The organism is Cupriavidus sp. 05L310 (assembly GCF_056398185.1).
In genome coordinates, this window is record NZ_JBFTOX010000085.1 from 16,677 (window position 1) to 29,428 (window position 12,752).

Here is a 12,752-nt window from a genome sequence, read left to right on the forward strand (position 1 = left end):
TGACTCCCCGCCGCGTGCGGCCTTGCGGGCCGCGGTGCAGATGTGGGGAACGGGTGTGGCTCAGTACAGCGCTTGCACGCGGTTCACTGCCTGGTCCAGCTGCTGCTTCAGCGGCGCCAGCAGGGCATGCAGGCCGTTGTTGGCGGCTTGCTCGTCGGCCTGTAGCTCCAGCAGGAGCAGGAGGGATTCCAGGCCTGCGCTGACGCGCAGGAGGTCGTGGCAGGATTGGTGGATGGTTTCGTGGGGTGGGGCGGCTTCGCCTGCTCGGGCGAGGGGTTCGGCGATCAGCTTGGCTTCCGTGGCTGCCACTCTTGCTTCGGCGGCGGTGCGGGGGTGGCGTTGGCGGGCGGTCAAAGGCTTCTCCTGTTCCATAGGGGTAGTCGAGTAGTCCGGAAATGCAGTGCGTCTTCTGTTGCCGACGAGCGTGCGCCAAGCGGATAGGATCGCCGCATGGGCGATAATGCGACTGGCTATGCCTCTGACACCCGCCCGCGCACGCTCGCGCCGGTGGGCTTGATTGCTTTTTGAGAGCGCAAAAGCCCCTCACCTCGACAAGCTGTTGTCGAGTTTTCCGTTTTGCTACGCAAGTTCTGCTCGCCGTAGCTAGGTATTTGAGAAACAAGCGGCCTCGCCAACTGCTTTTGCTGCTGTGGGCTTATGCGGTTGAGCTCAAGTTCGGTGCAGCCTTAGCGGCACGGCCCAAGACCAAGGGCTGGCGTTAATTTAACCCGATGGCTTATTTTTAACCAATAGATATGCAGCATCGAGTCGCCGAACTGATAGATTTTGTGGCGGACAGCCATCGTCGGTTCAAGCACATGGAAGACCTGACCGGCGTCAAGGCGGCCAACTGGAAGAACACCTGCAGCACCCGGCAGCGCGTGACTCAAGAAATGGTTGAAGCCATTGGGCGGGTATGGCCTCAGTACGCGTATTGGCTCGTCACTGGGAAGACCGATGAGGAGCATGGGCATACTTCGCCGATCCGGGATCGGATTGTGCGGGATTTGGAGAAGGTTAGATCGGAGGAGGGATAGGGGTCCGCTAGGGACCTTCGTCGGGCTTCGATCTCCGTTTTCCGGTGAAGGCTGCACGGATCTTCAGGAAGAAGTAAGGGCGACCCCGATACCCCATAAGCCCTGGATCATGGTTGGCGCCCAGAGGCCATTGGCTGCGGACCAGAAACCAGGCAGGTAGGGTAGTCGCGGTCAAGGCCAGATGGCTCTGATCGACCGGTTGAATCCACAACCGGTTACGGCCGATCGCCCGTTGCATCACCGAGCGACCGAGTTGCCCGATACTCGGACGGCGGCAGCTAAGCGATCGGTCGTCAGCCTCTACCATTTTGTGTCGCCCTGCAGTACGCTAAAGAATCGGCTTAGAACACCAGTACGTCCACGGGGACGCCGCAGTTGTGTTCTGGAAAGCCCCAGAAAAGTAATGCTGGAGAGCGAGAATTCAGACCAATGCTTCAGCCCCAAAACGACCAACAAATCGCAGGATAAAATCAGTTTCCCTACAGAGCGTGAACTGAAGCCGCTCCGTTTCACGTTCATCCACGAGACGCAAAACTACGTGTCAGCGATCCAGCTCGTCCAGCAAGACCTCTTCAGAGTACACTAAGCTTTCCCGCATACCTCTGACTTCGTATGGATCAGTCGATGAAGCCAAGCACAGTAGACGATCTGCTTGATCGCTGTATTTCCGAAATCACGACGAAGGAACGACTCCTTCCATGGCTTCTGCGTAAGGCAGCGCACCGAAAGAACCTGAATATCGCGGATTTCGAGATTCAGCTGCTCGCCGACGCAATCCTCTGCGCGAACGGAAACAGTATCCAGATAGACATAGATCCTCCTTGCTCACTCGGGCAAACGGAGAAAGAAGTAGAGGAGTCCGTTCGGTCGCTCCTTGATGAGCTGAGAGATCGTGCGGAAAAGGATATAGCTACCATAACTACGGCCGTCACTGAAGCGATTCCGCAAGCTTTGGCAGCAACAGCTGGTGTAATTGGCGAGCGCCTTACGGAGCAATCCCTGGAACACGCCACAGAGTTGCAGAAGATCCGTTACGACCGCGCCAAAACTGTAGATAGACTTTGGGGTAAGACGCTCGACCACTTGGATTTTCTTAGACAGCTAGTGGTTGAATGGGCTTTTTCCGCCGAGCAGAATCAAAAGGGATCCTATTCGAAGCCACATACCGCTATTGCGCTCCATAAGCTAATAGAACGCGCCTTCGATGTGGTAGGCGAAGTTATCGTTCTCGCGCGCGCGGGCTATGCTGACGGTGCCCTCGCTCGATGGCGAACGCTACATGAGATTTGCGTGATTTCGGTGTTCCTATCAAGGCAATCCGACCAATGTGCTGAGATGTACCTCGCTCACCATGTTGTGGAAAAGCTAAAGCTGGTCGCAGATGAAAAGGCAGTTGCCACTGCGCTTACCATGGATCACCATCGGGATCGCTACGTTAGAGACCTTCGGACCATGGTATCCACATTGACGAATCGATTCGGAGTGGCATTCGCAGGTGACTATGGTTGGGCCTCAGTCGCTCTAGGAGCCAAGAAGACAACCTTCAAAGTTTTGGAGCAGCACGTAGGCCTTGATATCCTCAGGAAGGCATATAAGAAGGCAAACAGCACCGTGCATGGAGGGGCTCTCGCCTCCTTGACACGCATCAGTCTAGATCTCGCCGTTATTGAGAATACTGATATCCCTTTGGAGCATGGCTGCGAAATTGCGGCCAACTATGCGGCAGCATCCTTATCGATGCTTGTCGCTGAGCTTTGCTTGGACACTGAGAGCGCAGATCTACTTACCAAGAACATGGTGATCCAGAACTTCGCATCACATCTTCGGGAAGAAATCGAGAAGACCTGGCAGCGTCTATCCAACAGAACTCCGCGCGCTCGTATTCTCGAACGTAAGGCAGCGACTCGCAATGCGAGAACTAAGCGAAAGGTGGCAATTCATCGTTAGGGGCTGCGCGACATCTACTTGGTGGGGAACCATAGCGGCCTTCAGATGGGCATTTTTTTGGGCTAATTCTGGCGTTCGGTATGAAGGTGTCATGCGTCCGAGTAGGGGTGAAAGTGGTTGCCGGCGTGATTCGCGTCGTCGGCCCTTTTCGGCTAGTATCGTTCCTTGGCGCACGTCTGCGCGAACGTCCGGTGTTCGGTGAACGGTCATCCGTGGGATCGAAATCAAACGGCGAGACTGGTATATGGCTCCGATAGGAGTCTTTAGTTGCCAATTTCGGACCTGAGCCCATGAGTGCATCAATGCACTGATCGTCATTGGCTGCCATCGCACGAAGATCGCGAGCACGAACCGGAGCTGTTGGTCGGCCGCTAGCTTCGACTCCAGAAAAGGTGCCGCCGAAGTTCGCCATCCTAGATGACGCGAATTACAGCTCGGGTGGTTGACTCGATGTTACTAAGAATCCCCTCCCTCTGTTCCAACGATTCCGCCTTCTTCTGCATCTCCGGCGTCCAGACGTTTCTCGCCGCCATGCGAAACGCCCTTGAGGTCCGAGCGCTTTGCGCGTTTGGAATAGCGGCCGCGAACACCGTGTACGACTCAGGGAACTTGCCCATGGCGACAAGGATGTACTTCTCCAGTTCGTACCCGACAGTGGCCTCCAGCTCTTCATCGGAGACCTCACCTTCCACCTCAGGATAGATCAACCACAGATAGAGCACGCCAGGTTGATCTGCCGATTCCACCAATGTGCTCCAGAACGTTGATGGATGTTCCTGCAGCACGTCAGCGACAGCCAAACCGATCAGCATCCGCGCCATTCTTGGCTCCGCTGCCAAGACCTGAAACGCTGCAGCGTGATAAGCCAGCGCTTCATCCTGTCCTGCGAGCACTCTTCCAGCAAAATACTCGGACGCCAACTGCTCAATGACCTCATCAATCAAGTATGAAGGAGCAAGCAACTCCTTGCGCCGCAGAAAATTCTGGTCGGCGCGCAGCGAGGACCACACGCCGGTCGGGACGCTGCGCACACCGTCTTCCGAAACGTCGCACAACGCACCGAGCGGTGTGGCTCCGTCAGGACGTCGCTTGCGCATATACGCGCCGATCAAATCCTCTTCACCCTTAAGCCGTACATGCCCCCGAGCGAACAGGGTCTCCTTCGCGGTCAGATACTTGACCAAGTCTGCCGTGGTGTCAAAACACTCGAACAGCGCGTCAAGAGTAGTTCGATTGATCACATGCACGAACTCAGGGAAATGCACGCCGACTGTGAGCAGCACCCCACTGTCCGTCAGACGTGAATCCACGCCGAGACTGGGAACTCCGAACTGCCGGACGCACTCCCGTTCACTTCCATGGGCGACCGCTATTAGGTGGTAACGAGCGCGGCCCGCGTCGGGAAACTTCAGAGGAAAGGGCGACGAGATACGTGCATCCAAATGAATCGTCTCGGGCGACTTCTTGATCGTTTTCAAGGCACCCCGAAGTTGTGCCACGCTGGCTAACACTGCTTTCCGGTACCAGCGATTCCACGCTGTTCTTGCGTCTTTTTCTTCACTATAACTGATCACCTTGTCCGACATGATGATCACGTCATCGCCAAAGACGACGAGCACATCACACAGCTCCTTGCCTTCGTCGTAGAACGGGTTCTGATAAGCCCACATTGACAGGAACGCCTGTCGTGACAACTTCGCAAGTCGTGCCTCGGAATCATTTACGCTCATCTGTGAGCTCCCTTCATTTTGTGCTCGTTGTCGTTCAGGCCGATGTTGTTGGCGGTACTTGCACAATTGAGAGGAGAACAGATTGTGCTGAACCGCTACGGCGAATCACTATCTGCTTGCGTCGGGAAAAGCTGGTTGATCAATTCACATATAATCTCGAACGTGTGCAGTACGGTCGGATGAAGCATTTTTGAGCCATGTGCATACTCGTTGCGGACAGCCGGTAAGCCGTCAATGAAAACACTGAGCCAGTCGACTTGTAGATCCTCCTCTGTCGGCCGCACTCCAGAGTTGTCCACCTGCATCATCGTAAGACCAAGCCGATTCATCTCCTCGATCTGCTCAAGCTCAGTTCGGCTCCGCGCTCGAGCATGCGCCCATCGCGTGCGGAGCTGCAGCTTACTGCTCTCAAGCAGTCCGAGTTGCCTTGCCTCTCGCAATAGATTACTCAGTCCGCTCACTTTGAGCTTACCGGGGCTCATGGAGGCGTCAGCTTTTGCCTCTAATCGCGCACGCAGCGCGAACTCAAGTGTCCCCAAGGCATACTGCTCCGCGACCGCGTGAAAACGGTACACAAACCAGGCATAAACATAAAGATTCCTAGCTGTCTCAAAATTTACTCGTACTTCTTCCGGCACTGCGACTCCAAGAACAAACGGCAAAATCTCCGCCAAGTGATCTTCTGCCGTGCGTCGCCTGGATTGGCCGAGATCATTGACTTGAATGAAGCTAGAGCTTCTCGGATCTGCCTTCATCATGGCATCCAAATCACGAATCGAATCACAATGATTTATCGATGACAATTGGTTCTCCATAGTGAAATCACGAGCAGCGAAGGCTCATTAGCACCTTAACGCCTCTTTCTTGTCCATATAAGCAAGCCAGCCGACTCGCAACGCACGCGCATCGTAAAGCGCGGCGGCGGCGCTGTCCAGGTCCAGCTCGATGCCGTCGGCAATGGCGCGCAGGGCGTCGCTGTCCACGATGCGGGCCAGGCGGCCGATCACGGCTTCGGCCAGCTGGTACTGGCGGGCCAGCTCGGTCAGGGCGTCGCCGGCGACTTCGCTGCCGTCGGGGTTGACCAGGGCCGCCTTTTCCATGGCCAGGCGCAGCAGGTAGGCGTTGAGCTCGTTGTCGTCCTTGATATAGCGCTCTTCCTTGCCGTGCTTGATCTTGTACAGCGGCGGCTGGGCGATATACACGTGGCCGCGCTCGATGATGTCGGGCATCTGGCGGTAGAAGAACGTGAGCAGCAGCGTGCGGATGTGGGAGCCGTCCACGTCCGCGTCGGTCATGATGATGATGCGGTGGTAGCGCACCTTGTCGAGGTTGTAGTCGTCCTTGCCGATGCCGTGCCCAGCACGTCTCCCTAGAGATCCCGAAAGGGCAAGACAAAATCACGCTATCGCGGATGAGCGTTTTCATCACTCACCCAACACGGCAGGCTGACTCGATGACACCCCAGGACGTTCTAACAGGTGCCCCATACAACGGCCCTTGGCTCGTAGCGTATTGCTCGATTTTGGACGGAGAGAAGCCACGAAGCCACTGAAGTTGGTCTAGCCAGCGGAGTTGTACACACCAATACACTCCGCGCGGTTCCGGGTAGTCCATTGCAACCATGCCGGCCAAGGATATCTCTTCCGCATCAGACACGATCCGAGCGAGTGCAATCTGCTGCGTGGAGGGACAGTAGAGAAGAAGAAGTTGGCTGTGTAGTAGATCTGCACCAGCCTGGACTCCACCACTTCTGCCTTCCGCTCGAACATTGTAGGCCTTACGTTGCTCGATCCAGCGCCAATGCTCTCGGCTCTTCACGAACCCCAAAAGCACAGTGGTTTCGGGCGACGGCGTGGCGAGCAAGCGGGCAGATTGACCGGACAACGGTTCACCATACGCCTCCTCCAGCCAGTATCGCCCCCGCTCATGCCTGGTCAGGCGGGTTGCCACGTGATCAAGCACTTCACTGATAAACCGCTGCAATGCAGGTGCACCACTGGCGCTACCAATATCAGTTGGCCGAAGCGCAAAAGCACCGAGCCCTGGCAGTAGCTCATGGTATTCGAGATACTGATTGCTTCCTTCCTCGCCGTCGCCACCCGGATAGAGCACGTAGGCCCCTGCGGTCCGTCGGATGGCATCGCGGTAAGCATGCATCTTGAGGAGGTCTGCACGCAAAGCCCCCCCGCGTACCAGACTGACTGGCCCCTGTTGCAGGCCGGCATCCTCTTCCACGTCATCACCGGCGCCAAAGATTTCTTTGAGAAACTCGACCCGATACTTGGCGTCGAAATGAAGAGCGATCGGCTCAAAGGCGGCTGGCTCCCCTTCCGCCGGGCCAATCAGCAGAGAGTAATCTGGGCGCATTGGCCTTGTCCACGAAGCTACACCTCCCGAACCGGCGCGATAGGTCCGGTTAAAACAGAGCTCCACCACCATGCGCCGTCCAAAACGCTCTACCTCTCCCTTGAGAACAGTTTCAACGCCCGACTGAATCCCAACAGTAAGACCATCTTTACGCGACCGCACCAATGGCGTCATGTCAAATGTCTGTCCGACCAAATCGGCTACGACCTGCGCTAGCTGGATGAATGCCCAATATTCATAAAGTGTGGCGACATCCCTCAACCCCGCGCCATATTCCTCGGACGAATCATGCCAGGATAGGCGGGCTGCAAACTCAAGCTCAACATAGGCCTTAAAGATGTCCCTGTAACCCTCGCGCTTCTGCAGGACCTGATCATCAGCGGGAAATCGCACCATCTTACCCACCTCGGCAAACAGGTCGTGGTGCAGGATCTTCTCCAGCTGTGTCATAACAGCGGCGATTTCGCGGCGGCCCCGAGTAGTTGCCGGTGTCGGCTGCCCCATTGCAAGGCCTAGATCGATATCACCAAGAATCTGAGACCAATGTTCAAGGGCAAACTTCACGAAGCGATTGGGTGTTGTGTCATGCGTCGCCTCGGTTCGCCGGCGCTCAAGCCGTGAAGGCACGGAGGGAATGGTGCCGCCCGGCCATGCGGATCGTTGCCCGGCCTTGGCAAGCTGCCGTAGGACGTGAGAGTCCGCGCGCATTCCACTGCCAGGCCGAACAAATTCGCTGGCCACGTCCCACGCAGTGTGTGGCCGGCGAAGAACCTCTCGAATAGCCCCTTGAAAGCTCTCACTTTCTAACAAGGCTCGCAAGAACGTGAAGCGCTGATAGAGCGTCACCGCGTCTCGCGTATCATCCTGCTCAAATCGAGCGTCGCTGACCGCGAAGCGGTCCATCACAAGCTCCGTCATTCGCTCAGCGATATCGCGAAGCATCCAACGATACTCAGAGAGGTAAGTGAGCTTTCGGGAACGTACCTCGATCTCCTGCTGCCCCAGCACGACAGGACCCTCGCGGAGCACGACGCGAACGGTACCGGTCGATAGTCCGGGTCGGAGACGACCTGACAGCCCTTCGACAGTGTCGGGCTGAAAGATCTCCTCAGGGTCTGCGGTGATACTACATATACCCGGTGCAAGGTTCTTCCATGTGTATCGGTACTCCATTCCCTCCAGCAACTCCATGGCGCAGACAGTCTCATCGCCATACTGGAGCCCGGCTGAAGCCCAGAGCGTCGCGGGCGATGCGCTACCTCTCCGAGGCAACACCGCTACATTCAGTACGGCGACGGTCGCGCCAGACGGCGAAAGCAATGGAGTCGATGCTTCGGAAACGGTACGCACGACTTACTCTGTGAAGCTAGCGAATTGGTTTGCACGTAGGCTGCGGAGCATGCGAAGAATCTTCGCGTACGAAGTTGGTAGCTCAGCGCCTTGCGCCGGTATCTCTTCAACACCTGCGGTTTGCAGCTTGTCGTCACTCGTGATTGACGCGGGCAGATCACGACAGAACTGGGCGAGAGCCAGTAGTGGGAGTTCGAGGCGTCGCCGTGATCCGTGTAATCTAGGCAAAACCTTCTGCATAACGATCCGATCCAGGACTGCGTTCAGACCACTGATACCAGCTTCTTCTGCCAGCGATGCAAACCGAATCGCCTCATAGAACACTCGATGACCGAACTCAAGGTTATAGCGACTTAGCAGTTCGTGAAGGTGCTTCAGGCGCGGAGTAAGCTCATCAATTGAACCGCTTTGGTGAGTCAAATGCCAATCATCGTCTCGCGCGATGGTCAGCAAGCCTCTCACCAGCTCGGCATCGCCCGGAGCGCACGGCGTAGGCTTCCGCGCCTCAATCGATAGGTCGCTCGACTGCACGCGAAACTCAAAGGTGTTGGCACGATCCAGTACCTTTGGCGAGAACATATAGGTAGTTTCGTCAACGTTGACCGTGCCAACTATCCACAGATTGCGTGGGATTGGTACTCTTGCGTCCTCGCCGGCACGCACACGCCAACATCCATCCGTACCTCGTTGAAGATTTGGTAGGCAAGGTTTGTCAGACTCCATACCAGACAGCACGTCTGCGAAGTAGCGCTCTACGTGCGCAAGATTCATTTCGTCTAGCAGCAAGACGTATGGATGCTGCGGGTCTGCAACTGCCTTCAAGATGAATTCGAGTGGAGCAGGAACCGCCCAGGCTGGGCGTCCGTCGAGCTCCCGCTTTAGTGCATCTTCATAGCCAAACAAGGTCTCGGCGCCTGTCCAGTCAGGACGCACCGCTGCAACGTGGAGCCGATCGTCACCTAACCACTCACCAAATCGGATGGCGATTTGCGTCTTGCCAGAACCGGATAGCCCAGTCAGGATAACTAGCGGCTTTGTGACGATACTTGAGACGAAGGCGGAGACAAGCGTGTCATGCTGATCGCCGAACTTGACGCCGGAAGCTTGTAACGCTTCGCTAAACGCGAGCACCGCCTCCCGTAGATTGGCCCTAACCGGCAAAGGCATGTCCGGCTCCACGGGCTCAGTAGCCTCCATCGGCATATCGGTACTCCCGGCGGACAGTACCCCAGCATAGACATCGATCAGATCATCCAGCTCCTGCTGCAGTTCAGGAATTGGAAGTGGCTGAGAAATGTCATATGCAGCGCGGACGAATGAGGCGCCGTATCGATCGGGGCTGTGGCCGTAACGATCTTTGAACCACTCTCTTACTGTTTGTGCTCCGTCTAGGTCGCCCCAGCTCAACCGCGCCGCCCCCTCTTCACTCACGCCATAACAAAGCAATAGTTGCCGCTTATCCCTGAACAGCAGCAGCACGGGGTACACGCCCTCGGACACGGATTGCCCATCGCCGAGGAACGCAATCCATGGGATTCTTGCGAAATTTCCTTTTCCAAAACTCACACGTACTTTCAGTCCCTGGTATTCACGGAGGTAACCTTGCGCACTTAGTTCCTTACCTGACTCGGCTTGCTCTAGGAATCGCTGCATCAATTCTGCGATACCGCTCTCGGCCTCATCCTTGGGCTTAATTTCAAAGCCAAGGCGACGCAACAGACGGAAGGCTGACGACTCCTCACCACCGGAGAAATTGGCGCGATCCAAAGGCTCCCCGGTTGCATGCTTTACTGCAAGCGATAGCACCAATTTCGGTGGGTACCGATTTCCGTCATCCACAAGATCGTAGCCCGTCGATTCGGCATCCTGAGGCACACCGTCTTGCTGGATTTCCGCGATGGCTTGGCGGACATGCTCTGCCATCACGCTCTCCGTGGCTGCCGCAAAGGTCTCACTCCTCCACTCGCCCTTGAGTGGCGGCACGTAGTAGTCCAGCTGCGTGGTGCCCCGCTCGACTTCGAGACGCTTGCGTATCGATTGCAGCTCACGATCCAGCTGCACAGCATCCATTCGATTCACTTCTCGGCGATCCCGCTTTGAGTAGTGTCGAACGATGGTCTTCCGATCATTCTGGCCGAAGATGCGTTCGAAGTCGTCCGGGAAGAGAAGGAAGAGCAGCATGTGGCGGAGCTGCCTCGCTTCCCAATCGGGCACCTCCTTGAGCCATTCGTCGAACTTCCAACCGTCTTCCATCAGCCGCTGCCGCTCACCGGCATCTAGCTCACGGAAGCGACGCATGAAATTGATGAGGAACACAAGTTCGCGCCACTGATTCTGGTTGAATCCAGGGCCCGCACTTCCGACCCCCGCAAGGGCGTCATCATCTAGCCAGCGGGAATTCGTTGGGGCCTCTTCACTTGACCATGCCCATACGGTCTGCACGGTCTTCCGTTTATGTGCGGGAGTCAGGCTGCTTGGGCAGAGATACATAACCCACATCATCTCTGCCACGAGCTGTTTAGCGGCGCCGTCTGTCGGCGCTAGTTGCTGCTCTAGCTTCTGCAGGAACTTGCCATCGCCTACATCCGGTCGCCGAACGAAGTACTCGTCGAGAACATCGAGCAAAGACGATGTCCAGAGCTTATTGCTAGTAAGCACAGAGCCACCACCGAGCAGCGCGGAGTCGCGCCAATGGGCGGCAGCCTCGAGGATGGGCTTTGAATCATCGTCTCCACAGTACCGGCTCATGCCACTTCGCTCCTCGAAATATATACTCAGCAAATTCCTAGCCAAAATGACCGCGTATCAGCAATCTTTATGCTGACGGAATGGGGTCGTTTCGACAAGATCGTACCTTTTATGCTCACGTGGCGATACCCTAAGCATGAGGTACACGTCGGAAACGTGCGATAGCGAATCATCGATTTCCAGGCGGACGTTCCTGCGCTCGGCACCGTGTATCGGTTTGGCCCTCTACGATTGAGCAGCCTTCTTGCCGTCGTCAGCGAAATCAAGAGCTAGGCACTCCCTCTTCGCCAATCTAGCCGACATTGCATTGGCATTCACGCCGCACGAGACGTAAGCCAAGCACATAAGGGCGATAGTTGCAAGAAATCCAGAAATGAATGGGAGCATTACTCTCTGCAGCTGCACGTTTGTGCGCACATACTCCGACGCTCTCCCGTCGACGATAAGATCGCATATCGCGTCCACCTCGAAGCCTTTGAATTCAGTCGCAAGCGTGATAGCGGCGCGGTCTTCCTTGCACTGCGGAACGTGTCAATGACTTTGCGTCACCTGGCTTCATGAATTTACTGTGCCGGGTTGTGGTGTGTTTGGGGTAATGGCCTCCGATGGCGGCGGGTTGATCCAGACTGCTGTGGGCAGCCGCGGTGGTTCAGGGCGACGCCCTTTAAACCTTTTTGGGGACGCCCGGAATGCTGTGTCGAGTGCTGCCTGACGGGTGAGGTGCAACTCCTGGGCGAGCCCATAATGAACGCTGTGCGGCGTCATGAATCCGATGCCCGAGTGCCGATGCACGGTGTTGTACCAGGCGAAGAACGCCTGACAGTGGGCGCGTGCATCCTCAATGCAGCCGAAGCGCGCGGGGAAGTCAGGACGGTACTTCATCGTCTTGAACTGCGACTCCGAGAAGGGATTATCGTCAGATACGTGAGGCCGGCTGTGGCTTTTGGTGATGTCCAGGTCGACCAGCAACGCGGCCACCGGTTTAGAGCGCATGCTGGCACCGCGATCGGCATGAAGCGTGAGCACGCCGGGGGCGATATCGTGGCGTGCCACGCTGTCGGCGATGAGCTGTTCAGCGAGCTCCGCGCTCTCGCGCTCGGCAATCAACCAGCCCACGACATGGCGGCTGAAGATGTCCAGGATGACATAGAGGTGGAAGCACGTCCACCTGGCTGGCCCCTTGAGTTTGGTGATGTCCCACGACCACACCTGGTTAGGCGCGCGCGCCAGCAACTCAGGCCTGACGTAGGCCGGATGGACAAGCTGGTTGCGTCGCTCGCGCGAGCCGCCATTGGCCGCCAGCAACCGGTACATGGTGCGCACCGAGCCCAGGTAGCGGCCCTCGTCGAGCAACGTGGCGTGTATCGCCGCCGGCGCGGTGTCGGCGAAGCGCTCGCTGTTAAGGGTGTCCAGCAGCACCTGGCTTTCCAGGGCGTCCAGAGCCAACGGTGGCCGGGGCCGGGCAGTGGACCGTGGCAGTGGACCGATGAAGGCCATGCGACGCAGGTGAGCCCGCTGCCGGGCAGGCGTGCCGCGCGGCACGCCCAGCGCATGGCAGGCCGCGCTCGCGCCC

The 12,752-nt window shown here is 57.0% G+C and carries 8 protein-coding genes and 2 pseudogenes; 1 reads left to right on the top strand and 9 read right to left on the bottom strand.

Annotated elements, in window-relative coordinates; genetic code table 11:
• Positions 1-60 precede the first annotated feature (60 nt).
• Together AC1DS6_RS38920 and AC1DS6_RS38925 are read right to left on the bottom strand one after the other, a co-directional pair.
• On the bottom strand, positions 61-354 hold the full coding sequence (locus AC1DS6_RS38920) for a DUF1484 family protein (RefSeq protein WP_441630210.1): 294 nt from the start codon (positions 352-354) through the stop codon (positions 61-63).
• A gap of 332 nt (positions 355-686) precedes the next feature.
• Positions 687-968, bottom strand: coding sequence for a hypothetical protein (locus AC1DS6_RS38925; RefSeq protein ID WP_441630212.1), 282 nt, complete (start codon positions 966-968; stop codon positions 687-689).
• Between the two features lie 693 nt (positions 969-1,661).
• On the opposite strand from AC1DS6_RS38925, the gene AC1DS6_RS38930 reads away from it, so the two are divergent.
• Positions 1,662-2,984 carry a DUF5677 domain-containing protein gene (locus AC1DS6_RS38930; protein WP_441630214.1) on the top strand — a complete coding sequence of 441 codons (1,323 nt, stop codon included), beginning with the start codon at positions 1,662-1,664 and terminating at the stop codon, positions 2,982-2,984.
• A 413-nt stretch (positions 2,985-3,397) separates the two neighbouring features.
• On the opposite strand, the gene AC1DS6_RS38935 is transcribed toward AC1DS6_RS38930, so the two are convergent.
• The 7 genes and pseudogenes from AC1DS6_RS38935 to AC1DS6_RS38965 all read right to left on the bottom strand — a co-directional run.
• Complete coding sequence (locus AC1DS6_RS38935; protein WP_441630216.1) at positions 3,398-4,714, bottom strand: hypothetical protein; 1,317 nt, start codon at positions 4,712-4,714, stop codon at positions 3,398-3,400.
• 95 nt (positions 4,715-4,809) lie between these two features.
• A complete protein-coding gene (locus AC1DS6_RS38940; protein WP_441630218.1) occupies positions 4,810-5,529 on the bottom strand; it encodes a hypothetical protein in 720 nt (239 codons plus the stop codon).
• A gap of 75 nt (positions 5,530-5,604) precedes the next feature.
• A pseudogene (locus tag AC1DS6_RS38945) lies at positions 5,605-6,072 on the bottom strand (toprim domain-containing protein); the annotation flags it as partial.
• Positions 6,073-6,142: 70 nt separating this feature from the next.
• Positions 6,143-8,272 carry a DUF2357 domain-containing protein gene (locus AC1DS6_RS38950; protein WP_441630219.1) on the bottom strand — a complete coding sequence of 710 codons (2,130 nt, stop codon included), beginning with the start codon at positions 8,270-8,272 and terminating at the stop codon, positions 6,143-6,145.
• Between the two features lie 162 nt (positions 8,273-8,434).
• Positions 8,435-11,179: an McrB family protein gene (locus AC1DS6_RS38955; protein WP_441630221.1), complete on the bottom strand. Its 2,745-nt coding sequence runs from the start codon at positions 11,177-11,179 to the stop codon at positions 8,435-8,437.
• Between the two features lie 225 nt (positions 11,180-11,404).
• Positions 11,405-11,689 (bottom strand): annotated as a pseudogene (locus AC1DS6_RS38960) (DUF6216 family protein); the annotation flags it as partial.
• 45 nt (positions 11,690-11,734) lie between these two features.
• Positions 11,735-12,752 (bottom strand): transposase (locus AC1DS6_RS38965; RefSeq protein ID WP_477104496.1); only part of this gene is annotated, 1,018 nt, incomplete at its 5' end.